Annotated in this window: 24 protein-coding genes; 10 read left to right on the top strand and 14 right to left on the bottom strand. The window is 59.9% G+C overall.

The window, feature by feature from the left end; all coding sequences use genetic code 11:
* Window positions 1–144: 144 nt before the first annotated feature.
* From GZH79_RS11430 to GZH79_RS11410, 5 genes are all read right to left on the bottom strand, one after another.
* A complete protein-coding gene (locus GZH79_RS11430) occupies window positions 145–744 on the bottom strand; it encodes an exopolysaccharide biosynthesis protein (protein WP_211643918.1) in 600 nt (199 codons plus the stop codon).
* A gap of 166 nt (window positions 745–910) precedes the next feature.
* Window positions 911–1,387: a DoxX family protein gene (locus GZH79_RS11425; protein WP_249219134.1), complete on the bottom strand. Its 477-nt coding sequence runs from the start codon at window positions 1,385–1,387 to the stop codon at window positions 911–913.
* Window positions 1,388–1,400: 13 nt separating this feature from the next.
* Entirely contained in the window at window positions 1,401–2,141 is a 741-nt protein-coding gene (locus GZH79_RS11420; protein WP_211643917.1) for a DNA-binding domain-containing protein, read from the bottom strand.
* Window positions 2,125–2,970: a DUF692 domain-containing protein gene (locus GZH79_RS11415; RefSeq protein ID WP_211643916.1), complete on the bottom strand. Its 846-nt coding sequence runs from the start codon at window positions 2,968–2,970 to the stop codon at window positions 2,125–2,127. The genes GZH79_RS11420 and GZH79_RS11415 overlap by 17 nt, the downstream gene beginning before the upstream one ends.
* A 65-nt stretch (window positions 2,971–3,035) precedes the next feature.
* Window positions 3,036–3,329: a DUF2282 domain-containing protein gene (locus tag GZH79_RS11410; protein ID WP_211643915.1), complete on the bottom strand. Its 294-nt coding sequence runs from the start codon at window positions 3,327–3,329 to the stop codon at window positions 3,036–3,038.
* A gap of 202 nt (window positions 3,330–3,531) precedes the next feature.
* On the opposite strand from GZH79_RS11410, the gene GZH79_RS11405 reads away from it, so the two are divergent.
* Both GZH79_RS11405 and GZH79_RS11400 read left to right on the top strand, forming a co-directional pair.
* Entirely contained in the window at window positions 3,532–4,122 is a 591-nt protein-coding gene (locus GZH79_RS11405; protein ID WP_211643914.1) for a sigma factor, read from the top strand.
* A complete protein-coding gene (locus tag GZH79_RS11400; RefSeq protein WP_211643913.1) occupies window positions 4,119–4,757 on the top strand; it encodes a DUF1109 domain-containing protein in 639 nt (212 codons plus the stop codon). Before GZH79_RS11405 ends, GZH79_RS11400 begins: the two co-directional genes overlap by 4 nt.
* A 26-nt stretch (window positions 4,758–4,783) precedes the next feature.
* On the opposite strand, the gene GZH79_RS11395 is transcribed toward GZH79_RS11400, so the two are convergent.
* Together GZH79_RS11395 and GZH79_RS11390 are read right to left on the bottom strand one after the other, a co-directional pair.
* The gene (locus GZH79_RS11395; RefSeq protein WP_211643912.1) at window positions 4,784–6,424 is read right to left on the bottom strand and encodes an acyl-CoA synthetase; all 1,641 of its coding nucleotides are present in this window, start codon (window positions 6,422–6,424) and stop codon (window positions 4,784–4,786) included.
* 3 nt (window positions 6,425–6,427) lie between these two features.
* A complete protein-coding gene (locus tag GZH79_RS11390) occupies window positions 6,428–7,222 on the bottom strand; it encodes an enoyl-CoA hydratase (RefSeq protein WP_211643911.1) in 795 nt (264 codons plus the stop codon).
* A gap of 247 nt (window positions 7,223–7,469) precedes the next feature.
* On the opposite strand from GZH79_RS11390, the gene GZH79_RS11385 reads away from it, so the two are divergent.
* The 7 genes from GZH79_RS11385 to ugpC all read left to right on the top strand — a co-directional run bounded on the left by GZH79_RS11385 (window position 7,470) and on the right by ugpC (window position 14,592).
* On the top strand, window positions 7,470–7,697 hold the full coding sequence (locus GZH79_RS11385; protein WP_249219142.1) for an SH3 domain-containing protein: 228 nt from the start codon (window positions 7,470–7,472) through the stop codon (window positions 7,695–7,697).
* 113 nt (window positions 7,698–7,810) lie between these two features.
* Window positions 7,811–8,734, top strand: a complete 924-nt coding sequence (locus tag GZH79_RS11380; RefSeq protein WP_211643909.1) for a helix-turn-helix domain-containing protein — start codon at window positions 7,811–7,813, stop codon at window positions 8,732–8,734.
* A 92-nt stretch (window positions 8,735–8,826) separates the two neighbouring features.
* Window positions 8,827–10,335: an alpha-N-arabinofuranosidase gene (locus tag GZH79_RS11375; RefSeq protein ID WP_211643908.1), complete on the top strand. Its 1,509-nt coding sequence runs from the start codon at window positions 8,827–8,829 to the stop codon at window positions 10,333–10,335.
* Window positions 10,336–10,443: 108 nt separating this feature from the next.
* Window positions 10,444–11,700, top strand: a complete 1,257-nt coding sequence (locus GZH79_RS11370) for an extracellular solute-binding protein (RefSeq protein WP_249219133.1) — start codon at window positions 10,444–10,446, stop codon at window positions 11,698–11,700.
* Between the two features lie 70 nt (window positions 11,701–11,770).
* The gene (locus tag GZH79_RS11365) at window positions 11,771–12,652 is read left to right on the top strand and encodes a sugar ABC transporter permease (RefSeq protein WP_349291190.1); all 882 of its coding nucleotides are present in this window, start codon (window positions 11,771–11,773) and stop codon (window positions 12,650–12,652) included.
* Window positions 12,649–13,491: a carbohydrate ABC transporter permease gene (locus tag GZH79_RS11360; RefSeq protein WP_211643906.1), complete on the top strand. Its 843-nt coding sequence runs from the start codon at window positions 12,649–12,651 to the stop codon at window positions 13,489–13,491. The genes GZH79_RS11365 and GZH79_RS11360 overlap by 4 nt, the downstream gene beginning before the upstream one ends.
* A gap of 30 nt (window positions 13,492–13,521) precedes the next feature.
* Window positions 13,522–14,592 carry a sn-glycerol-3-phosphate ABC transporter ATP-binding protein UgpC gene (gene ugpC / locus GZH79_RS11355; RefSeq protein ID WP_211643905.1) on the top strand — a complete coding sequence of 357 codons (1,071 nt, stop codon included), beginning with the start codon at window positions 13,522–13,524 and terminating at the stop codon, window positions 14,590–14,592.
* A 72-nt stretch (window positions 14,593–14,664) separates the two neighbouring features.
* Here ugpC and GZH79_RS11350 read toward each other — a convergent pair whose 3' ends face one another.
* The 7 genes from GZH79_RS11350 to chvE all read right to left on the bottom strand — a co-directional run bounded on the left by GZH79_RS11350 (window position 14,665) and on the right by chvE (window position 23,745).
* The gene (locus GZH79_RS11350; RefSeq protein ID WP_211643904.1) at window positions 14,665–16,176 is read right to left on the bottom strand and encodes an aldehyde dehydrogenase (NADP(+)); all 1,512 of its coding nucleotides are present in this window, start codon (window positions 16,174–16,176) and stop codon (window positions 14,665–14,667) included.
* An 11-nt stretch (window positions 16,177–16,187) separates the two neighbouring features.
* On the bottom strand, window positions 16,188–17,105 hold the full coding sequence (locus GZH79_RS11345) for a dihydrodipicolinate synthase family protein (protein ID WP_211643903.1): 918 nt from the start codon (window positions 17,103–17,105) through the stop codon (window positions 16,188–16,190).
* A gap of 33 nt (window positions 17,106–17,138) precedes the next feature.
* Window positions 17,139–18,062: a Gfo/Idh/MocA family oxidoreductase gene (locus GZH79_RS11340; protein ID WP_211643902.1), complete on the bottom strand. Its 924-nt coding sequence runs from the start codon at window positions 18,060–18,062 to the stop codon at window positions 17,139–17,141.
* Window positions 18,062–19,804, bottom strand: a complete 1,743-nt coding sequence (araD, locus tag GZH79_RS11335) for an L-arabinonate dehydratase (RefSeq protein ID WP_211643901.1) — start codon at window positions 19,802–19,804, stop codon at window positions 18,062–18,064. The genes GZH79_RS11340 and araD overlap by 1 nt, the downstream gene beginning before the upstream one ends.
* A 4-nt stretch (window positions 19,805–19,808) precedes the next feature.
* Window positions 19,809–21,038 carry a multiple monosaccharide ABC transporter permease gene (mmsB, locus tag GZH79_RS11330; protein ID WP_211643900.1) on the bottom strand — a complete coding sequence of 410 codons (1,230 nt, stop codon included), beginning with the start codon at window positions 21,036–21,038 and terminating at the stop codon, window positions 19,809–19,811.
* Between the two features lie 15 nt (window positions 21,039–21,053).
* Window positions 21,054–22,565: a multiple monosaccharide ABC transporter ATP-binding protein gene (gene mmsA / locus GZH79_RS11325; RefSeq protein ID WP_249219141.1), complete on the bottom strand. Its 1,512-nt coding sequence runs from the start codon at window positions 22,563–22,565 to the stop codon at window positions 21,054–21,056.
* Between the two features lie 124 nt (window positions 22,566–22,689).
* The gene (chvE, locus tag GZH79_RS11320; RefSeq protein ID WP_283094804.1) at window positions 22,690–23,745 is read right to left on the bottom strand and encodes a multiple monosaccharide ABC transporter substrate-binding protein; all 1,056 of its coding nucleotides are present in this window, start codon (window positions 23,743–23,745) and stop codon (window positions 22,690–22,692) included.
* A 126-nt stretch (window positions 23,746–23,871) separates the two neighbouring features.
* On the opposite strand from chvE, the gene GZH79_RS11315 reads away from it, so the two are divergent.
* Window positions 23,872–24,786: a LysR family transcriptional regulator gene (locus GZH79_RS11315; RefSeq protein ID WP_211643898.1), complete on the top strand. Its 915-nt coding sequence runs from the start codon at window positions 23,872–23,874 to the stop codon at window positions 24,784–24,786.
* Window positions 24,787–24,803: the final 17 nt, after the last annotated feature.

Here is a 24,803-nt window from a genome sequence, read left to right as displayed (position 1 = left end):
TTGTTTCTCCTGTTGCTTCGGTTGGAAAAGAAACGGGACTGATTCAATATTTGTTCCAGCGAGTTTTTGTATTCTTGCGTCAGTTTAAAGTAATTGGAAACCGACTCCGCCATTGGTATTCGCAAGCAGGCAGCGCCATGGATGTTATGATCCACCTGACGCAAGCAAACCCCACATACCACCGGCAAGTGCGACGCCCGCACCGATAAAGCCCAGCAACATCAGCAAGCCGTCGCAATAAAGCAGTCCAAGACCGAAGGTGGCGATCACGATCATCGGGCCAGATGTCGCAAACGGCACGACCTCAAGCGGTGGCACGGTCAGAAGAAGCCCCAAGATCACGAAGCAGGCCGCCCGGCGGCCAGCCGCGCCCGCGAAGACTGAAAAGCGTTTGTGCAGCTTTGCATCGATCCGCTGCGAGATCGGTTTTAGCCATTCAACGGACTTTATGACCCTGCCGGAATCAAGCGTGCGTCGCCGCAGCCAGTCTGGCGCCCAGAAATGTTCATACCCCAGCAAAAGCCGGATCACCAAAATGGCAAGCGTCAGCGCCAGCAGTGTTGGAAAACCGGGAATGCCCCCGATGGGCGTCAGTTCCATCAACGGCAGGGCTGCCAATGCCGGACCGTAGCCGCGATAATCCAGCGCGTCGATCAGGTGCCCGACCTGGACATGATCCGCGCCTTGCGACGCCTTTTTCAGCTCGTCGATGACGTCCGTCAGTGCGCCGTTTTCTTTTTTCATCACAACACCTTTCAATGGCGACAAACGCGCCCTGAAAAATGCGGGTTCCGTCCTCGGCACCGATTATTCCACTGCTGGCGGGGATATGACGCATATTGGCCAGTCACCGCGGCCTGCAATAACGGGCGGCCACCGTGACCGCAGGTCGCATCCCGTGACAGGTTTGTCAGCGATCCAGCCGCAGCAGGCGATCCAGCGAAAGCCATCCGGGTCCACGCGCGACGATCACAAGAAAACAGGCCGCCCACAGCCCATGCGTCACCCATGCGGTTGGGTAGACGAACACCTGAATGACGATTGTCATGCCCAACAAAGCTGCCGCTGGCAGGCGTGTAAAAAACCCAAGTGCCAGCGTAACGGCAAAGACATGCTCTGCCACTGTGGCCAGAACGGCGGCAGCGGCGGCGGGAATGATCGGCAGTGCGTATTCATTTTCAAACAGCCACCACGTGCTGTCCGCGATGGCGAACCCGTCAACCTTTGTGCGGGCGGACGCCCAAAAGACCCATGCCGGGATCAGTCGCGCCATCAGGGCAGGCACAGCCCAAGGCAGGCGTCCGAACATGTCGTTCACCATACGGACCATGCGGCGCAACCCGGCAAGGCGTGAATCGGCACGGGAATGGGCGATGGTCTGTGACATGGGGTTCTCTTTCCTAGATGTGGCAAAGGCCGACGATCAGCCGGTTTTGCAAAAGCGTTGAAAACGCGGTTCCGACAGTGTCGGCATCAGCAACATGACCAAGGGCACCCAGCGGCGTGCCGGATTGCATCTGCGTGACGGTGCGCGCGATATCCGGCGGGATGGGCAGGACGACGGATGCATCGTCTCGCCGAAAGATCAGTGCGGTTTCCGGACCCGGTGGTGGCGGTGTCGCCGCGGCACCCGGTTGGTTCATCCGCCAGATCGACACAGCCGCATGTGGTGAACTGACCATCCGCACCGACGGATGGAGCGTCACTTGCGCCGTGTCGGGCGCGGCACCGATGCGGGACATGACCGCGGCCGGGGAAAGCGGCTCGGCATCGGCGGCGTGATATGCCTGACCGCGAGCCATTTCGATCAAGGCGACATCCGCCAGATAGGGCAGCGATGCGGCAGGCGGGAAATCTGCCAGAAACGCCGGAAATTCTGTGCCGTAATCTTGCAAAACCGGCGAACGCGGTGGGTTGTCCGCCACGAAGATCCGCGCGGTCTGGCGAAAAAATGCCTTGCCCACGATGCGCTGAACGGCCGGAAACCGCTGGGCCAATGCGTCTGACAAAGTATGCGCAACCGTGTTGCGATAAACGGAAAACCGGCGGTCCAGATCACCGACTGCGGTGATGCCGGGTGGCAAATCCCGGCTATTGAGTGCCGCACGGAAAGCGGTCTGTGTTTCAAGATGCCCGGGCATGGCGCACCCCGTCCAGAATGGTCGCGGCGCGGTCAGCCTCTGCCAGCAGAACGGGCAGGTCCGGCACATCATTGTCCCATTCGATCAACGTCGGGCGCGGGCCTGTCATGGCGACCGTTTCGGCGTAAAGCGTCCAGACAGGATCTGCCACCGCAGCGCCATGGGAATCGATCAGCAGCGGGCCGGATGGCAAATCTTCGGCATCGTGACCGCCCAGATGGATTTCACCGACCGCCGCGAGTGGGAAGTCTGCCAGATAGGCGCGTGGATCGGCCCGGTGATTGGTGCAACTGACAAAGACATTGTTCACGTCCAGCAGCAGACCGCAGCCGGTCCGGCCCACGATGGCGTGCAGGAAATCGGTTTCCGCAAGGGTCGAGCTTTCGAATGTCACATAGGTCGACGGGTTTTCCAGCAGCATCCGGCGACCGATGACGTCCTGTAACCTGTCGATATGGTCGCAGACCGTCGCAAGTGTCTGATCGTCATAGGGTAACGGCAACAGATCGTTCAGGAACGCATCGTTATGGCTGGACCATGCCAGATGCTCGGAAAAGCTTTCGGGGTCATAGCGGTCACACACACGCTTCAGGCGGGCCAGATGGTCGGTATCAAGCGGGCCTGCGCCACCAATGGACAGGCCGACACCGTGGACCGATAGCGCATAGTCACGGCGCAATGCGTCCAATTGGGCATGCGGCGGGCCGCCGTCGCCCATGTAATTTTCGGCATGAACTTCGATAAAACCCAACCTGTTCGGGGTCGTCCGCAACGCATCGTAATGACTGCGCTTGAAACCGATTCCGACAGTATCCGGAAGCTGTGTCATGGGATGGCTCCTTTTTGCGGTATGGGATGCACCGCGCGGACAGGGCCACGCGGTGCGGACGTGGATCAGGCCGGGATGTCGCGGTCCAGCTCTTCCAGCGAACCCATACGCTCGGTGCCGTCAGCAGCGGCGGGAACAGCCATATCTTCACAGGTGCCTGCGGGGACCAGCGACCATGCGTTGCCCTGATAATCGATGGTCGACGTGCCGGCGCAGGTCGTGCCGGGGCCAGCGGCACACCCGTTTTCGCCTGCAAGTGCCACGCCGAAACATTTTTCCATGTCCTGCGCGCTGGCGCTGGTCACGGCGGCACATGCGCCAAAGATGGCAAGGGCGAGGGTGGTTGTCTTGCTTGTCATTTCAAATTCTCCTGTTGGCAGTCGGCACCGTGTTGGCGTCCGATGCTAGGCAATTCGCCGTGGCCTGCGGTTCCGTTACAAGGCTCGCGTTTTCGTGAAGTCCTGACATAAAACTGATTTTGTTTTCGTCCCTGTCCGCTTTGCATGATTTTTCTTTCGGGGGCGGTGTAACGAAAGCGGTGGGCGTGGCGAATTGGACAACATGAGATCGACAAAAGACATCCGGTGGTCGGAGCTGCTGCGCAAAGCCAATGGTGGCGACCGCAAAGCCTATGTCGTCTTTTTGAAAGAAATCGCGCCTGTCCTGCGTGGCGTCATTGTCGCGCGCAGTGGCGGCCAGAACAGCGAATGCGAAGACATCTTGCAAAACGTCCTGATTGCCATCCATGAAAAACGGCACACGTGGCGCGACACGGAACCGGCAACGGCGTGGGTTTATGCGATTGCGCGGTACAAAACCGTCGATGCGCTGCGCAAGACCGGGCGCAGCCGTCTGGTGGCTTTTGATGGTGCGGAAACTGAATACCCGGACGACACAGTGCATGATCCAACCGTCGTGGGCGATCTGGAACGCCTGCTGGATCAACTGGACACCACATCGGCCACGATCGTCCGCCAGATCAAGCTGCATGGGTCAACCGCCGAAGAGGTTGGCGATCAAGTGGGGATGACCCCCGGTGCCATCCGCGTGGCGTTGCATCGTGCGCTGGGACGGCTGACCGCACTGGTGACGCATGACAGGCAACAATCGACCCAAAACAAGACCCAGAACAAGAAGAAGGCCAGAAAATGAATACGGATGATCTGATTACCGGCTTGGGGTCTGAACTGACGCCTGTGCGACAGGGTCAACTGACCAACGGTGTTCTGTTGGCACTGGGCGGCGGCTGTGTCGCGGCGCTTGCATCGTTCGGGCTGTTCTGGGGTATCCGGTCCGACCCCGGTGTGATCCTTCAGGACGTATCCTTGTTTGCCAAATCGGTGCTGCCACTGGCGTTGGGGCTGGCGGCCTTGGCTTTGACCTTGGCCAAGGCGCGTCCGGCGGGGCGCAGTCGGGCAGGCCGCGCGATCTGGCTGGTGCCCGCCGTGCTGGCAATTTATATGCTGGCGACCCTGATCGTCACACCCAGCGCGGGATGGCAGATGGCGATCATGGGGAAATCCATCACGACCTGCCTGCTGTCGATCCCGCTGTTGTCGGCCCCGATCCTTGCCCTGATCCTGCTGGCCCTGCGACGCGGTGCGCCGGAACACCCCGCAACATGCGGCGCGGTGGGGGGACTGGCTGCGGCAGGCTTTGCGACCACGATCTATTCGCTTTACTGCGTTGAAAACTCTGCCTTATTTTACGGCATTTGGTATAGCCTTGCGATCATCGGGGTCGCCGTTGTCGGGGCTGTCGCTGGCAGCATCCTGTTGCGCTGGTGAACCGCGCGGCGCGTCAGTGCGGCATATCATTCGCCCGCCATGACGCGTGCCTGTTCGCGTAGAACGAATTTCTGGATTTTGCCCGTCGATGTGCGCGGGATCGGCGCAAACACAAAGGTCGCTGGCACCTTGTACCGCGCCAGCCGGTCCCGGCACCAGTCCCGCAAGTCATCGGCATCCACCTGCACCCCATCGGCACATTCGACAAAGGCGCAGGGCGTTTCGCCCCAGCGGTCATGCGGCATTGCGACAACGGCCACCACAGCCACGGCGGGATGGGCATAAAGCACCTCCTCGACCTCGATAGAGGAGATGTTTTCGCCGCCCGAAATGATCACGTCCTTGGACCGGTCTTTGAGCTGGATGTAGCCGTCGGGATGGATGACCCCCAGATCGCCGGAATGAAACCAGCCACCCGCAAAAGCTGTTTGCGTGGCCGTCGGGTTACGAAAATAGCCTTTCATCACGACGTTGCCGCGAAACATGACCTCTCCCATTGTGGTGCCATCGCGGGGCACGGGGATCATGGTGTCGGGGTCCAGCACGTCCAGACCTTCCAGCGGCAGATAACGCACGCCTTGTCGTGCCTTCAGCCGGGCCTGTGCGGCCGAATCCAGACTGGACCAATCGTCATGCCAGTCGTTGACCACGGCAGGCCCATAGGTTTCGGTCAGCCCGTACAGGTGCGTGACGTCAAAGCCTGCGGTTTTCATGTCGGCCAGCAGTTTTTCGGGGGGCGGAGCGGCAGCGGTCAGAAACTGCACCGCATGATCCAGATCGCGCTTTACCGCCGCGGGGGCGGAAATCATCAGCGACATCACGATGGGTGCACCGCACAGGTGGGTGACACCTTCGTCGGCCAATGCCGCCCAAATCGGTTCGGCGCGGACCTGTCGCAGACAGACATGCGTGCCGATGATCGCGGACAACGTCCACGGAAAGCACCAGCCGTTGCAATGGAACATTGGCAAGGTCCAAAGATACACCGCATGTTTGCGCATCGACATGGTCAGCGCATTGCCCTGCGCCAGCAGATAGGCGCCACGGTGGTGCGATACGACGCCTTTGGGGTCGCCTGTTGTGCCAGAGGTGTAGTTGATCGAAATGGCGTCCCATTCGTCCTGCGGCATCAGCCATGCAAAATCGGGATCACCCGACGCGACAAAAGCGTCATAGTCCGTGAAACCCGCATCAGTGGGGGCAGGGGCATCGGTAAACATCGGATCGTCATACTGGATCACGGTGGGGGTGCAGGTCGCGATCTGCAACGCATCCTGCAACAGCGGCAGAAATTCGCGGTCCACGATGACCAGCCGCGATCGGGCGTGATCCAGCTGGAACGCGATGATGGCCGCATCCAGCCGTGTGTTGATCGAATGCAGCACCGCACCGCACATCGGCACGCCGTAATGGCATTCCAGCATCGCGGGCGTATTCGCCAGCAACGCGGATACGGTATCGCCACGCGCAATGCCTGACTGGGTCAACGCGGACGCCAACTGCCGCGACCGCCGATAGAACTTGGCATAATCATGCCGTAGCGGGCCGTGCACGATGGCCACATGATCCGGAAACACGCTGGCGGCACGTTCCAGAAACCCAAGCGGGGTCAGCGGCTGGTGATTGGCCGGATTGCGGTCAAGGTCGATGTTATAAGGGTTTGTCATCGTTCAGGAATCCTGCCAGCGCGGCGCGCGTTTTTCGATAAAGGCACCGATTCCCTCTTCGGCGTCGTGGGCCAGCATATTGTCCACCATCACCTGACTTGCATAGGCATAGGCATCCGCGAGATCCATGTCGCGCTGGGCATAAAAAGCGCGCTTACCGGTTGCGAGCGTCATGGCGGATTTCGACGCGATCTTGCGTGCCATATCCATCACCGTTTTGTGCAGATCATCCACCGGGACGGCCTGATTGATCAGGCCCATTTCAGCCGCACGCGGGGCAGGGACCATATCGCCTGTCAGCAGCATTTCCATCGCGTGTTTAGCTGCCACATTCCGCGACAGGGCCACCATCGGGGTGGAACAGAACAGCCCGATATGCACCCCCGGCGTGCTGAACCTTGCGGTGTCGGCGGCGACGGCCAGATCGCAGCTTGCGACTAACTGGCAGCCAGCGGCTGTGGCAACGCCGGTGACTTCGGCGATGACGGGTTTCGGGCAATTCACGATGGCCTGCATCACCCCGGAACATTGCGTCATGACCCGTGTGAAATAGGCGCGCCCCCGGTCCGGTCCTTGCCGTCCGGCGGTCATCTCTTTCAGGTCGTGACCCGCGCAGAACGCGGGACCATTGGCCGCCAGCACAATAACCCGCACGGCCGTATCCGTTCCGGCCTGCGTGACTGCATCCCCCAGCGCTGTCAGCATCGCTTCGGACAGGGCATTGCGTTTGCCGGGGTCGTTCAGCGTCAGGCGCAAGACGCCGTCCGTGTCCAGATCGCGAAGAAGAATGCTGCCCATGTGATCGATTCCTATAAAAAACCCGGTGTGGATGACGCTATCGTTGTGCTGTTCAGCGATAATGGTTTCTGGACCGGCAGGCTGCAACATCCACGACGTATCGGCCACAGCGCCCGACGTCATGGGGCGCGCGTGTTGCGCTTGCCCGTTGCGGCTGACACATAAGAACAAACAACCAAAGGGCGCACCCATGTTTAGAAATGCAGCCATCGTCGGTTTTATGGCCCTGCTATTGGCAGGCTGCGCAATGTCCGGCGCATCCACGGTCGTCCGCGGCGTCGGATCAGATGATCTGCTGAAGCTGCGTGCAGGGCCGGGTCTGGGTTATGCGGTGATCGTCGGGATTCCCGACGGGACCGCGCTGACGCGGCGCGACTGCGTCACCGAACTGGGTCAGCGCTGGTGCAACGTCGCGTTGCGCGATCATCGCAGCCTGACTGGATATGTGGCCGAAGATTATTTGCAGCAGCGCTGATCCGCGCGGATTCAATCATCCTGCGCGGCGGTCACTGCACGGCGAAAGATTTTCGTTTTTCCATACCCGATATTCTGATACGCATCTAACCACACAATAGGGTTAGACTGTTCATGCCGAATAAATTCTTGGTTCTCGACCCTGTGAACCAACTCGACGTCATCAAGGGGCTGGCCAGTGAGGTGCGGGTGCGGATCATCCGGCTTTTGGAAACCAAGGGACCGCTGAACGTCAACCGGATCGCAGAGGAGTTGTCGCTGCCACAGTCGACGATTTCTGCAAACCTGCAGATTCTGGAAAAGGTCAATCTGGTCAAGACGCATACAGAAAAGGCTCGCAAGGGCAGCCAAAAGATATGCCGGTCGATGTTTTCTGAAATCCTGATTGCATTCAATGACTTACAAGCCGAACGCGAAGACAACAGTGTCGAGGTGTCGATGCCGATCGGGCTATATACCCGGTGCGAGGTGTCTGCCCCCTGCGGCCTGTGCAGCCCCGACGGTGTGATCGGTCTGCTGGACGTGCCCGATACATTTCTGGAACCCGACCGCATGAAAGCTGGGCTTTTGTGGTTCACGCGGGGGTTTGTCGAATACCAGTTTCCCAACAACCTCAAGATTTCGGGCCAGAAACCCAGCGCGCTGGAATTTTCGCTGGAACTGTCATCAGAGGTGCCGGGCACCAGCGCCGACTGGCCGTCCGATATTTCCCTGTCGGTCAACGGGATCGACGTCGCTACCTGGACCTCTCCTGGTGATTTTGGCGACAAGCGCGGTGTATTCACCCCAGACTGGTGGAAGCTGAGCGGGTCGCAATATGGCAAGCTAAAGAACTGGCGCATCAACGGAACAGGCAGTTTCGTTGATGGTGTGCGGGTGTCCGACGTCACGCTCGATGATCTTGGCATCGACGATCATCGGTCCATCCGGATGCGGATCGGCGTGCGCCCTGATGCCGATCATCCCGGCGGCATCAACATCTTTGGCCGTGGTTTCGGCAACTATGACCAAGAGATCGTCATGCGTCTGCGCACCTGAACTTCGTCATTGACAGGTGGCCCCCGAAGGATAAGGATACCCATAAGTCCGGTATAAATCTGATATACGGGTATGAACAGGGGGGAGAGGTCATGAAGGCCAAGGTCACAGCGCACGCGCGCTATATTATCGCGGATATCGACAAGCGGCTTTACGGTTCGTTCCTCGAACATATGGGGCGGGCGGTCTATACCGGAATTTACGAACCGGGCCATCCGCAGGCGGACGACACAGGGATGCGTCAGGACGTGCTGGAACTGGTGCGCGAACTGGATACACCGATCTGTCGCTATCCTGGCGGCAATTTCGTGTCCGCCTACAACTGGGAAGACGGGATCGGCCCAAAGGACCAGCGCCCGACGCGTCTGGATCTGGCCTGGCGTACCAGTGAATCCAATCAGGTTGGCATTCACGAATTCGCGGACTGGGCCGAAAAAGCCAACACCGAAATGATGCTGGCCGTGAACCTAGGCTCGCGCGGGCTGGATGAAGCGCGGGCTTTTCTGGAATATGTCAACCATCCGGGCGGCACCTATTGGTCGGACCTGCGCCGCGACAATGGCCGCGCGGAGCCGTGGAACGTGAAAACATGGTGTCTGGGGAACGAAATGGATGGCCCCTGGCAGGTTGGCCACAAGACAGCCGATCAATATGGGCATCTTGCGAACGAAGTCGCCAAAGCGATGCGCGGGTATCAAAAAGACCTTGAACTGGTGGTTTGCGGATCGTCGGGGCCGGGCATGTCGACCTATCCCCAGTGGGAATCGACGGTGCTGGAACACACCTATGAAAACGTCGATCTGATTTCGCTGCATATGTATTTCGAAAACTATGAAAAGAACACGGCGGAATATCTGGCCCTGCCTGAAAAGCTGGACAGCTACATCGGCACGATTTCGGGCGTCATTGATTTCATCAAGTCAAAGAACCGCGCCAAGAACGACGTCAAAATCTCGTTCGACGAATGGAACGTCTGGTATCACAACCGCAAGGACGACATGGAAAAGCTGTCCACTTGGGACTGGCCGTTTGCGCCGCCCCTGTTGGAAGATGTCTACAACTTTGAAGACGTGCTGCAGGTCGGTTGCATCCTGAACACGTTTATCCGTCGGTCCGATGTGGTGCGGGTGGCCTGCATTGCACAGTTGGTCAATGTGATCGCCCCTATCATGACCGCGCCTAACGGGGACGCGTGGCGGCAGACGATTTTCTATCCGTTCCAGTTTGCATCGGCGCACGGGCGTGGCACGGCGCTGCGGCTGGATGTCGACTGCGCGGGCTATGCGTCGGACGTCGCCAGTAATGTGTCCTATCTGGACATTTCTGGCGTGCACAATGCGGATGCCGGAACGCTGACGTTCTTTGCGATCAACCGTCATGGCGATGAAGCGCTGGATGTCGACGTCGCCATTGATGGGTTTGGAACGGTCAAATCGGTCACGCATACGCTGATCAAACACGACGATCTGAACGCTGTGAACACGCAGGCGGCACCGAACACTGTGACGCCGAAAAACGGTGACGGCGCGCGGCTGGACGACGGCAAGCTGACGCTGACCTTGCCGCCCTACAGCTATTCGATGTTCAATGTTCAGCTTTGACGTTCATATCCATATGTCGGGTACGTATCAGTATTATCTTGGTGCGAATCGCCTGAGCGTGTAGCTTTAAAGACGGTCTGGGAGGGCCAACACATGGGAGGAAATAACATGAATAAGTTCGTAGCAATCGTGGCGGCCAGCATCGTGGCGTCCACAGCGCAGGCGCAGGAAACTGTCGTTTGGTGGGATTTTCTTGCCGGCGGTGACGGCGTGCGCATGAAACAGATGATTTCCGATTTCAACGCCGAACACGAAGGCGAAATCGTCATCGACGGCACGACGCTGGAATGGGGCGTGCCGTTCTATACCAAAGTGCAGACCTCTGTCGCGGTAGGAGAAGCGCCCGACGTGATGACCTATCACGCCAGTCGTATCCCGCTGGGGGTCCAGCAGAACCTGTTGCAGGAATTGACGGCAGACGATTTCGCCGCGATGGGTCTGGGCGAGGATGACTTTGCCCCGTCGATCTGGGATTCTGTCACGGCGGACGGCGCACAGTATGGCGTGCCGTTGGATACGCACCCCATCGTCCTGTACTACAACAAAGACATCCTGGCCGAAGCTGGCCTGCTGACCGAAGACGGCGTGCCGATGGGTCTTGATTCGCGTGAAGGCTTTACCGAAACGCTTCAAACGCTCAAAGAAAGCGATGCCGTGAACTTCCCGCTGGCATCGGTGACGGCGGACGGCAATTTCATGTTCCGCACCATTTATTCGCTGATGGGTCAGCAGGACGGGGAATTGATGACCGACGGCGAATTCCTGGCCGGTGACAATCCCGCCAAGCTGGAAAACGCACTGTCGGTCTTGCAGGAATGGACGAACGAAGGCCTGCAATCGACCTATACCGATTATCCGGCCACGGTCGCGCTGTTCACCAACGGTGAAGCGGCCATGATGATCAACGGTGTCTGGGAAGTCCCGACAATGATCGACCTTCAGGAAAACGGTAACCTGTTCGAATGGGGTGCTGTGGAACTGCCGGTGATCTTTGACCGTCCCGCGACCTATTCGGACAGCCATGTCTTTGCCATTCCCGAAGGCAACGACATGACCGAAGAAAAGCGCGCGGCGGTGCTGGAAGTGATGTCGTGGATGTCGAAGAACTCTTTGTTCTGGGCGACCGCAGGCCACATCCCGGCGAACAGCAACATCACCGCGATGGACGAATACCAATCCATGGAACCCAATGCGACCTATTCGTCGCTGACCGCAAACATGATCTACGACCCCAAGACGCCGATGGCAGGTGTCGCCGGTCCGATGTTTGACGTGATGTCGACCTACTTTGTCCCGACGTTGAACGGCGAAATGGACCCGGCCGAAGCGGTCGAGGAAATCGTTCTCGAACTCAACGACATGTAAGCTGGCGGATCGACCGGGGCGGGCGTGATACGCGCGCCCCGGTCAATTTGGGGTAAAAAGGGATTGCGTTGTGCTGCGGAATACCAAGAAAGAATGGCTGATCGGCTATATTCTGGTCGCGCCCTTTGTCGCGATTTACGGGCTGATCTTTGTCTATCCGACCATCGACATGTTCCTGTTGTCGTTTCAGGACGCGCCGCTGATCGGTGCGGGGACATATGTCGGGGTTGATAACTATACCCGGCTGCCAAGCGATCGGCGTTTTGATACCGCTTTTTGGAACACCGTCTATTTTGTTGTGCTGACCGTCATTCCCGGAACGTTTGTCGCACTTGGCATCGCGATGGGTGTCACGCGGTTGTCGGGGCGCATCCAGTCGCTGGTGCTTGCGCTGTTTTTCCTGCCCTACATCCTGCCGGTGTCCGTGGTTTACCGCATCTGGGACTGGACGATGAATTTCCAGTTCGGGATCGCCATGCACGTCCTTGATACATTGGGGATCGACCGCGTGCCGGTGTTCCAGACCAGCACATGGTTCATGCCTGCCGTGGCCTTTGTCACGATCTGGTGGACCTGCGGTTTTTCCGTGCTGCTGTTTCTGGCCGGACTGCGTGCCATACCGCAGGACATCTACGAGGCCGCATCGCTGGACAACACGTCGGGCTGGCGGACCTTTCGGCATATCACATGGCCGCTGCTGTGGCCGATCACGGCGCTGGTGCTGACGATCCAGTTGATCCTGCAGCTCAAGATTTTCGATCAGGTCTATCTGTTCAGTCAGGGCGGACGCCCGAACGATAACCTTGTCATGGTTTACTACATCTTTCAGCGCGCTTTTGTGAACAATCAGGGTGGCCGGGCGGCGGCCATCGCCGTGGTGCTGTTCATCATGGTCATCATCATCGCGGCGCTGAACTTTCAACTGATGCGCATGTCGGAGCGACGCAAATGACACCGAACACCATCAAACGCATCAACTGGGCGGGCGGTATCGTGACTGTCCTGACCGTTGTGATCGCAGTGATCTGGGCGTTCCCGCTGTATTGGGGGATCATCAGTTCGCTGAAGCCCGAGAACGAGGTCGTGCGCCCCTACATCGAACTGTGGCCCGACACCCTGACCTTTGAACATTACTGGTTCGCGCTGACCGAGACGCAGATCGGCACATGGTATATCAATTCCATCGTGACATCGCTGGGTGTGACGGTCCTGACGGTTTCGACGTCCATGTTCGCGGGATATGCCCTGTCGCAACTACGATTTCCGGGCCGCACGGTCCTGTGGTGGCTGATCCTGGCCAGTTTCATGGTCCCGACGCAGGTGCTGATCATCAACCATTTCGTGCTGATGGCGAACATGAGCCTGCTGAACAGCTGGGCCGGGATCATCCTGCCGCAGTTGATCCACCCGGTCATCATCATCGTCTACAAACAGTTCTTCGATCAGGTGCCAAAGGATTACCGTGAAGCTGCGGCAATGGACAACGCCAGCGAATGGAACGTGCTGTTCAAGATCTACATCCCGATGAACTGGGGCGTGACCACGGCCCTGTCCATCGTGACCTTTATCTGGGCCTGGAACGCGTTCCTGTGGCCGTTTCTGGCCGTCACACGGACGGAAATGATGACGATCACCGTGGGCATCACGCAGGTGTTCGATGCTTTCGGTGTCTATTATGCGCGGCAGCTGTCGGCAGCGGTCTTGGCGGGCGTGCCCGTGGCACTGGCCTATCTGCTGTTCCAGCGTCGCGTCACGCAGGCCATCACGCTGAGCGCGGGAATCAAGGGATGACCGCCCAGCCAACGACCAAAGGGGCAGACGATGTCTGATATTGTGCTCAATTCCGTGTCAAAGTCCTTTGGCGGCGTCAGGGTCATCGACGGCATATCGCTTGATGTGCCATCGGGTGAATTTGTCGTGTTCCTTGGGCCATCGGGGTCCGGAAAATCGACGTTGCTGCGCATGATTGCAGGGCTGGAAACCATCGACGAAGGCAGCCTGACCATCGGCGGCAAACGGTCCGAACATCTGGCCCCCGGTCAGCGCGACGTGGCGATGGTGTTCCAGAACTATGCGCTTTACCCGCATATGACCGTGCGCGACAACATGGCGTTCGGCCTGAAAAACATCCGCATGGACAAGGCGCAGATCGCGCGCCGGGTGCAGGATGCGGCGCGTATCCTGGAAATGGATGCGCTGCTGGACCGGCGCCCGGCGCAGCTTTCGGGCGGTCAGCGCCAGCGGGTCGCCATCGGGCGCGCCATCGTCAAGGAACCCGCGGCGTTCCTGTTCGACGAACCGCTGTCGAACCTTGATGCAGCCCTGCGGGTCCGCACGCGGGTCGAACTGGCCGAACTGCACCAGCGTATGCAATCCACGATGATCTACGTCACCCACGACCAGACGGAAGCGATGACGCTGGCTGACCGTATCGTGATCCTGAACAACTGCCGTATCGAACAAATCGGTTCGCCGATGGACGTCTACCTGAAACCCGCGTCGCGGTTCGTGGCGGGGTTTGTCGGCAGTCCGGGCATGAATTTCATCAAGGCCGAACTATCGGGCGAGGGGGAGCAGCAGGTGGCCACGTTGGGCAACGGGTCCAAAGTCGCGTTGCAGATCGACCTGCCGCCCGGCACCTATGAACTGGGCATCCGGCCAGAGGCGGTACAGGTCAGCCAGACACCTGCCGCGACGACGGGCAAGGCGGCGGTCGTGGAACGGCTGGGCGATCGCACATTGGTGCATTTGCATCTGGATGACGGCAGCGCGCTGGTCGCGCTGGACAGCGGGCGGTCACAGATCCGGTCGGGCGACACGGTGCATCTGGATTTCGACACCACCCAGTTGCACCTGTTCGATGCGGATGGCATCGCGCACCACGCCAAATAGCCACGCAAGGTCGTAAAACGCCAAACGCCGCCCCGAAGGGCGGCGTTTTTCGTACCTGCAGTGTTGACGCGCTTACAGATCGACGGGCAACAGCGCGTCGGGCATGTTCTGATAGCAGACAGGCCGGGTAAAGCGACGGATCGCCAGCGTGCCGACTGATGTCGCACCAAAATTCGTGGACGCAGGGTAGGGGCCGCTGTGGACCATTGCGTCCGCAACTTCGACCCCGGTGGGGAACCCGTTGACCAGCAAACGACCCGCCTTGCGTTCCAGCACCGGCACGAATGGCTTTGCCGCTTCGGTATCGGCGTCGTCCATCTGCAAGGTCGCGGTCAATTGCCCGTGCAGATGGCGCGCGATGTCCAGCATCTGATCAGGACCAGAGGCGGACACGATGATCCCCAACGGACCAAAGACCTCTTCCGCCAGATTGTCGTTGGCCAGCCAGTCTTCTGCACTGACGCGGTAGACCGCGGGCGACGCGTTCCGGCGGTCGCAGGTGGCGGCGACAAGTTCCTGCACACCATTCGCCGCTGCGACCTGTGCGACCCCCTTGCGGTAGGCGTCGGCGATGCCTTCGCTCAGCATCACCGCCTCACCCGCGCCAGACAGCGCATCGGTCGCGGCCTGTGCAAAGCTTTCCAGATCATCCCCGGCCTGCGCTACGACAACGCCGGGATTGGTGCAGAACTGACCGACGCCCATGGTCAGCGACCCGGCCCAAGCGGTGCCCAGATCGGCGCCGCGTGCGGACAGCGCGGCAGGCATGACGAACACCGGGTTGATCGATCCCAGTTCGCCATAGAACGGGATCGGTGTCGGGCGCGCGGCGCACAGATCGTATAGCGCACGACCGGCCCCCAGCGATCCGGTAAAGCCGACGGCCTGCATCAGCGGATGTTTCACCAGCGCACCGCCCAGATTGTGACTCGTGCCCTGGATCAGGGAAAACGTCCCGGCTGGCATCCCGCATTTCTGGATTGCGGCATGAATCGCATCGGCCACGATTTCGCCTGTCGCGGGGTGGGCCGGGTGGCCCTTGACCACGACGGGACAGCCTGCCGCCAGGGCCGCTGCGGTGTCGCCGCCTGCGGTCGAAAACGCCAACGGAAAGTTCGACGCACCAAAGACCGCGACCGGACCGATGGGACGTTGCACCATCTTCAGATCGGGGCGGGGCAGTGGCGCGCGGTCGGGCAGGGCCGCATCATGGCGGCGGTCAAGGTAATCGCCCTTGCGGATGTGATCCGCGAACATACGCAACTGGCCGGTGGTACGGCCCCGCTCGCCTTGCAGGCGGGCTTCTGGCAGGCCGGTTTCGGCGCAGCCCAGACGCGTAATATCATCGCCGCGGGCGTCGATTTCGTCAGCGATGGTGTTCAGAAACGCCGCGCGATCCTCGCGCGTGGTCCAGCCATATGTCGTGAATGCATTCTCTGCGGCTGTGACCGCGCGGTCGACCTCTGCCGCGCCGCCAGAGGCATAGGTGACAGCGTCACCCGTGACAGGCTGGGACGTAAACGTATCATCGCTGCCGACCCATTCACCTGCGATCAGGTGCTTGCCGTGTGGTGTGTAAGTCATTGTAATTCTCCTTATTTGCCCCAACGCAGCGCGATCACGTCACGTTCCGCCGCAAGTTGCAGCAGGCGGTCGCGGGTGCGTTGTGTCATGGGTTTCAGCGGATGACGCACGTGATCGGACCCGATCACGCCGCCTTCCTTCATCACCACCTTGGCGGCGCGCAGGCCACACTGGCGGTTTTCGTGGTTGATCAGCGGCAGCGCATCGCGCCAGCCCGACAGGGCCGCGTCGATGTCGCCTGCCAAATAGTTCATCACGATGGGCCGGATCAATTCGGGTTGCAGCGCCGACGTCATGGTGCCGGTGCAGCCGGCATCCAGATCCGCCAGCAGCGTCGCCGCTTCTTCGCCATCGAAGGGGCCGACGATATCGCTGCCGCCCGCGTCGATCAGGGCCGCCAGCTTATCGGCTGCAAATGGCATCTCCATCTTGAAATAACTGACGTTCTCGATTTCGCGGGCCATGCGCACCAGCAGCGGCACAGGCAGCGTGACGCCAGACAGCGGTGCATCCTGTACCATGATCGGAATATCAATGGCGTCAGACACAGCGGCAAAATGTTCAAAAACGCCCGCTTCTGCCGGGGCAAGGCCGACACCGTGATAGGGCGGCATCATCATCAGCATCGCAGCACCCATGTCGCGGGCAGCACGGGCGCGGTCCACGACGATCTGTGTGCTGAAATGGCTGACGGTGACAATGACAGGCACCCGGCCTGCAACATGTTCCAGCGACACGCGGGTCAGCGCGTCGCGTTCGGCGTCCGACAGGACGAATTGTTCGGAATAATTGGCCAGAATGCAGATCGCATCGACGCCTTGATCGATCATGCAGTCCAGCACGCGACGCATCCCGTCTTCGTCCACCGCGCCATTGTCATGGAACGGGGTGGGGGCGACGGGCAGTATTCCGGTCAATGGGGTTTTCATCGTGTCTCCTTGCGGTGGGACCGCGTCATTATTTCAGGATTCAAAAGCGGCGACGGTCGTGCGGCGGCCCAAGGTATAGGCATCGGCCACCAACGTCATCGGCCGCAGGTCCATATCAACGCCGCCTGCATGGACCAGCTGCGCCATCTGCGCATATAGACGTGGATATTCACCGCCCAGCGGGGCTGCGGTACCCGTGGTTTCGCCGTTGATCTGCATGCGGGCACCGCCATCGGTCAGCGACAGGGTTCCTGCATCGGTCTCTGCCTCGATCGTCCAGATCTGGTCGCCCTCTTGCCGCCAGTCAAAGACAGCACCGACCTGCGCGCCCTGCGGATGGTGGAACGTCATGTCGACGGCGATGGGGGTCTGGCGATTTTCCGGCACCTTCAGTGTGGCGCCGGTGACGTGGATGTCGTGCGGCAGGATTTCGGTCACAATGGACAGCGCATTGATGCCCGGATCGAACACGCCCAGCCCGCCCGGTTCCCAGATCCAGTCCTGACCGGGGTGCCAGCGGCGCACGTCTTCTTTCCACGTGACCTGAAGGCTTTTCAGGGTCTTGTCCGCTAGCCAGTTTTTGGCCGCGCCAACCATATCGGCCTGCCGCGAATGCCATGTCGCATACAGTGACAGACCGTCGGCACGCGCCTTGGCGGTCAGGGCGTGGCATTCGGCCAGCGTGGCGCCGGGCGGTTTTTCCAGCATCACGTGACGGCCTGCCGCCAGCGCCTGCATCGCATAGGCATAGCGGGGGACGGGTGGCAGGCACAGCGACACGACCCGGATATCGGGACGCGCCGTCAGCATGTCGCCCAGATCGGTATAGGCGTCGACACCGTCGACGGACCCGTGGCGACTGACCGTGGCGGCCAGTTCCCAATCGGGGCTGGCTGCAATGGCGGGCACGTGCTGATCCAACGCGATCTTGCCGATCCCGACGAGTGCGATCTTCATCAATGGCTGTCCTTTCCGACGGGTGCGCCGCGGCATCCTTTGAGGAAATCAAGATCGGCGCCCGTGTCGGCGCCTTCGACATGGGTCTGGTGCAACATCAGGTAACCGGATGTCGCCACTTCGTGCGATGGGGCCCATGCCGCCAGCCGTTCGGCCAGTTCCGCATCAGAGATATCCAGATGCAGACGGCGGTTCGCCACGTCCAATTCGATCATGTCGCCCGATTGCACGACAGCCAACGGCCCACCTGCCGCCGCCTCTGGCGAGGTGTGCAGGACGACAGTGCCATAGGCGGTGCCGGACATGCGCGCATCGGAAATGCGGACCATGTCGGTGATCCCTTTTTTCAGGATCTTGGGCGGCAGGCCCATGTTGCCGACCTCTGCCATGCCGGGATAGCCTTTTGGCCCGCAGTTTTTCAGGACCATGACGCAGGTTTCGTCGATATCCAGCGCATCGTCGTTGATCCGCGCCTTGTAGTCGTCGATATCTTCGAACACCACGGCGCGGCCCTTGTGCTGCATCAGCGCGGGCGTCGCGGCGGACGGTTTCAGCACCGCACCGCTGGGGGCAAGGTTGCCACGCAGCACCACGATACCACCCGATTGGGTCAGTGCCTTTGCGGCGGGCAGGATCACGTCTTCGTTGTGGTTCTGGACGTTCTTTACCTCGTCCCAGATCGGCCCACCCGACACCGTCAGCGCGTCCTTGTGCAGCAGATCCGCATCGCCCAGACGTTTCAGCACGACGGGCAGACCACCGGCGTAATAGAATTCTTCCATCAGATACTTGCCAGACGGCATCAGGTTGACGATCGTCGGCACGTCGCGTCCGCAGCGGTCCCAGTCGTCCAGCGTCAGATCCAGCCCAACACGTCCGGCCATCGCCAGCAGATGCACAACCGCATTGGTCGACCCGCCGATGGCGGCATTGGTGCGGATCGCGTTTTCAAACGCGGGTTTCGTCATCACGTCGGACGGTTTCAGATCGTCCTTGACCATCTGCACGATGCGGCGGCCCGACATCTGCGCCATCACGCGGCGGCGACTGTCGACAGCAGGGATTGCCGCATTGCCCGACAGGGACATGCCCAGTGCTTCGGCCATGCTGGCCATCGTGCTGGCGGTGCCCATCGTGTTGCAGGTGCCCGTGGACCGCGACATCGACGCCTCTGCTTCAAGGAAATCCTCCGGGCTCATTTCTCCGGCTTTGACGGCTTCGGAAAATTTCCACAGGTGCGTGCCGGACCCGACGCGTTCGCCACGGAAATAGCCGTTCAGCATCGGACCGCCGGTCACCACGATGGATGGCAGATCGCAGGATGCGGCGGCCATCATCAGGCTGGGCGTGGTCTTGTCGCAGCCCACCAACAGAACACAGCCGTCCATCGGCTGGCCGCGAATGGCCTCTTCCGTCGCCATGGCAGCCAGATTGCGGTACATCATCGCGGTTGGGCGGAACGTGTTTTCGGACGCCGAAAACACGGGCACTTCGACCGGGAAACCACCTGCTTCCAGAATACCTGCGCGCACCTTTTCGGCCAGTTCACGCAGGTGCCCGTTGCAGGGCGTCAGGTCCGACCACGTGTTCAGGATGCCGATGATCGGACGCCCGTCAAAGCTGTCATGCGGATAGCCCTGATTTTTCATCCAGCCCCGGTGATAGATCACGTCGCGGCTGGAACCTTCGTACCAGTCTTGCGACCGCAGGCGGCGGGGCCATTGGGCGGGTTCGAATGTCATGCGGTTAGCCCTTTTGTTTATTGTAGACGTCGAAGATCACGGCAGCCAAAAGCACCAGACCCTTGATCATCTGTTGGTAATCAATGCCGATACCCATGATCGACATGCCGTTGTTCAGCACCCCCATCAGAAAGGCACCTACGACCGCGCCGACGATCTTGCCGACGCCACCGGACATGGATGCGCCGCCAATGAACACGGCAGCGATGACGTCAAGTTCCAGTGCGAAACCGGCCTTTGGCGTGGCCGTGTTCAGGCGAGCCGCAAAGACCAGACCGGCAATCGCTGCAAGGATGCCCATGTTCACAAAGGCCAGAAACGTCAACCGTTCGGTTTTGATCCCCGACAGCTTGGCGGCCTTTTCGTTGCCACCCAGCGCATAGATGCGGCGCCCGACAACGGTGCGTTCCGTCAGAAACGCATAGATCACGGTCAGCACGCCCATCGTGATCATCACGTTCGGCAGTCCCCTGAAGGTGGACAGTTTGTACAGAATGAAAACCAGCGTCAGCGAGATGATGGCGATCCGGGCGATGAAAAAGGCGCGCGGCTCGTCTTCGATCCCGTAGGACTGGTTGCGCGCGCGTTGGCGCATCCCAGACCAGATGACCCATGCGGCGGCAACGATCCCGGTCGCCAGCGCCAGCATGTTCAGGTTGCGCACATCCAGCACGGCGGCCAAGGCTTCACCACCGGGCAGCAGATCGGGCACGAAGCCGGTTGCGATCAGCTGAAATTCGCGCGGAAAGGGGCCGACGGATTGGCCTTCGAGCAGCCACAATGACAGACCACGAAATACCAGCATCCCTGCCAGCGTCACGATGAAGGACGGAATTTTCCAATAGGCGATCCAATAGCCCTGCGCGCCACCGATAATGGCCCCGACGATGATGCAGGCGACCATCGTGACCCCGATGGAAAATTCCAAATTGACGATCATCACGGCCGCCAGGGCACCCACAAACCCCATCACCGACCCGACAGACAGGTCGATATGGCCCGCGACGATGACAATCAGCATCCCCAGCGCCATGATGATGATATAGCTGTTCTGCAACAACAGGTTGGTCAGGTTGATCGGACGCAGCAACGTGCCGCCCGTGACCACCTGAAAGAACGCCATGATGGCAATCAGGGCGAATAGCAGCCCGTATTCGCGCAAGTTGGCTGCCAGATAGGCACCGATGCCGCCCCGGCCTTGCGGGCTTTCCAATTTGTCTTCGGCGATGGTCATGCCGCGGGCCTCCCCCTAGTGATTGACGATAAGCGACATAATTCGCTCTTGACTGGCCTCTTTCGCCGGCATTTCGCCGACAAAGGCGCCTTCATTCATGACATAGATCCGGTCGCACATGCCCAGCAGTTCAGGCATTTCGGACGAGATCATCACGACGCCCTTACCGGCTGCGGCAAGGTCGTTGATCAGGCCGTAAATTTCGTATTTCGCGCCGACGTCGATGCCGCGCGTGGGTTCATCCAGGATCAGCACCTCTGGCGCGGTGAACAGCCATTTCGACAGCACGACCTTTTGCTGGTTGCCGCCCGACAGGTTGCCGACCTTTTGGAACACGCCGGGCGTGCGGATCGCCAGATCGGTGCGGTATTTTTCCGCCACGCGCGTTTCGGCATGTTCGTTCAGCACGACACCGTTCGACACTTCCCGCAGGTTGGCCAATGTGATGTTGCGCTGGATGGTGTCATCCAGAATCAGGCCAAGGCTTTTGCGATCTTCGGTCACATAGGCCAGCCCGTTGGCAATGGCGCGGCTGACGGTGGATACATCCACAGGTTTGCCGTTCATTTCGATCTGGCCGCTGATACCCTGACCCCAGGATTTACCAAAGATCGACATCGCAAGTTCTGTGCGCCCGGCCCCCATCAGGCCCGCGATTCCCACGACCTCACCCGCGCGCACGTCAAAGTCGATATCGTGGATCACGCGGCGGTTGGCATGTTCGGGGTGATGCACCGACCAGTTCGTCACGCGCATGATACGCTCGCCGATCTTTGGCGTGCGGACGGGATAGCGGTTTTCCATCGACCGGCCGACCATGTCGCGCACGATGCGATCTTCGGTGATGCCGTCGGTCGTATCGAAGCTGGACACCGACTGTCCGTCGCGGATGACGGTAACTGTGTCCGCGATCTTTCTGATTTCGTTCAGTTTATGGCTGATGATGATCTGGGTGATGCCTTGGGCTTTCAGCTCCAGCATCAGATCCAGCAGGGTCTGGCTGTCGCTTTCCGACAGGGCAGACGTCGGTTCGTCCAGGATCAGCAGGCGCACGTCCTTGGCAAGGGCCTTGGCGATTTCCACCAGTTGCTGTTTGCCCACGCCCAGCTTGTCGACCAGCGTGGTCGGCGCATCGCTCAACCCGACCTTGCGCAGCAATGATTCAGTGCGGTGGTTGGTTTCGCGCCAGTCGATCACGCCCTTGTTGGCGTTTTCGTTGCCCAAAAACAGGTTTTCGGCAATCGACAGCAACGGGACCAGCGCCAGTTCCTGATGAATGATGATGATTCCGCGTTTTTCACTGTCTGAAATGTTGCGGAACGCGGCGACGCTGCCGTCATAGTGGATTTCGCCTTCGTATGATCCCGCCGGATAAACACCGGACAGCACCTTCATCAAGGTGGATTTGCCCGCACCGTTTTCGCCACAGATCGCGTGGATTTCGCCAGCGCGCACCTTGAGCGATACCTCGTCCAGCGCCTTAACACCCGGAAAGGTCTTGGTGATAGATCGCATTTCCAGCAGCATGTCCTGCACGGCAACATCCTTGATACTTGAATGGATTGACGGCGAATGCCGAGGCGGCGGGCCGTTGTCCAAACGTTGGACCGGCCCGCCGGTGGGCGGCGTCAGACGACGCCGCGCCAATGTTTTACTGGATCTGGTCCATCGTGTAGTAACCGGTGTCGATCAGACGCTCTTCCCAGTTGTCCTTCGTGACCTTCAGCGGTTCCAGCAGATAGGCCGGGACGACCTTGACGCCGTTGTCATAGGTTTCGGTGTCGTTGATCTCTGGCTCGCTACCTTCCAGCACGGCATTTACCATGCCTACGGTGACGCGGGCCAGTTCGCGGGTGTCCTTAAAGATCGTCGAATACTGTTCATCAGCAAGGATCGATTTGACCGACGGGACTTCTGCGTCCTGGCCGGTCACGATCGGCATCGGTGTATCACCGGAACCGTAACCCACACCCTTGAGCGAAGACAGGATACCGATGGACAGACCATCGTAGGGCGACAGCACACCGTGCACCTGTGCATCGGTGTAATGGGCGGACAGCAGGTTATCCATGCGGGACTGGGCAACAGCACCGTCCCAACGCAGCGTGCCAACCGTATCCATGCCGGTCTGACCCGACACGATGTTGACGCGGCCATCGTCGATCAGTGGTTGCAGCACCGACATCGCACCATCGTAGAAGAAATAGGCGTTGTTGTCGTCGGGCGAACCGCCGAACAATTCAACGTTCCACGTTTCGGCATCGGCAAAGCGTTCTTCCAGACCCGACACCAGCGTTTCGGCCTGCTGCACACCAACCTGGAAGTTGTCGAACGTCGCGTAATAGCTGACATGCTCGCTGTCACGGATCAGGCGGTCATAGGCAATGACTTCGATCCCGGCAAAGCTGGCGTTTTCCAGCGCATTCGACAGGGTCGTGCCATCGATGGCCGCAACCACCAGCACGTCAACGCCGTTGGTGATCATGTTTTCGATCTGGGCCAACTGGTTTGGAATGTCGTCTTCGGCATACTGCAAAATGGTGTCGTAGCCTGCTTCTTCGAACTGCTGCACCATCGACTCGCCGTCGGAAATCCAACGCGCGGATGATTTGGTGGGCATTGCGATGCCAACCAGACCTTCGGCAATCGCGCCGGTGGCCAAGGTCGATACCAGTGCCGTGCTGACAAGGATAGATTTCAGGGTCATCGTTTTCTCCTCCCGGGATCTGGGCGTTCCCCGCCGCAGATTACTGCCGATGGGATAAGCACAATTGTGATACCATTCCAATTCGTTTTTGTGCGACAAGCATATAGATTATGATATGGGTCCGGTATGTCATTCCAATTCGCCAGTCGTTTGAAGCCCGCCCATTTGCGTCTGATCCGCGCGATTCAGGATACCGGCAAACTGCAACTGGCGGCAGAAACCGTCGCCATGTCCCAGCCAGCCGCGTCCCGACTGCTGGCCGATATCGAGTCGGAAATTGGTGGCGCGCTGTTCGAACGGTTGCCGCGCGGCATGTCGGCGACGCCTTTGGGCGATGCGTTTTTACGCCATGCCCGCGTGATCCTGTCCGAATTCGATGCGTTGTCGGACAACATCGCAAAGCTGCAAGGCGGGCAGGCCGGGACTGTGCGGGTGGGCTCTGTCACGGGGCCTGCGGTCAGCGCGTTGGTGCCGGCATTGCTGGCGGTGCGTGATATCGCCCCCGACATCCAGCCCACGGTCGAGGTCGCGCCGTCCGTCGTGCTGTTGCGCGGATTGGAAGAAGGCCGTTTTGATTTTGTCCTTGCCCGGATCGGGGCCGACCGCGACCCGCGTAATCTGCACGCCCATTCCGGCCGCACGGAACGTATTTTGCTGTTGGCCGGGCGCGATCACCCGCTGGCCGGGCGCAAGGTCGGTCTGGCCGACACACTGGCTTATGATTTCGTGATCCAAGAGCCGGGATCACCGATCCGTACAGCATTGGAACGCAGCTTTCTGGAAAGCGGTCTGCCGACGCCCGACCGGGTGACCAACAGCTCGTCCCTGCTGGTCGCGCTCAGTCTGATTACCAGTTCTCACGCGATTGCACCGCAAACCGAAGAAGTGGCGCAGATGCTATCACAGGGCAATTCCGGTCTGGGCATCATAGAGGTGGCAGAGGAGATCACCGTATCACCGTTCCTTGTCTTGCAGACTGCGGACCGTCCGTTGACACCAATCGCACAGCGCCTGCTGCAAGAGGTGCTGCGCCGTCTGTAGCGCGGTTTGGGGCGGGC

This window comes from Loktanella sp. SALINAS62, from assembly GCF_018263905.1.
Taxonomy (GTDB): domain Bacteria; phylum Pseudomonadota; class Alphaproteobacteria; order Rhodobacterales; family Rhodobacteraceae; genus Loktanella.
This window is presented reverse-complemented; position numbering and strand designations above follow the sequence as displayed.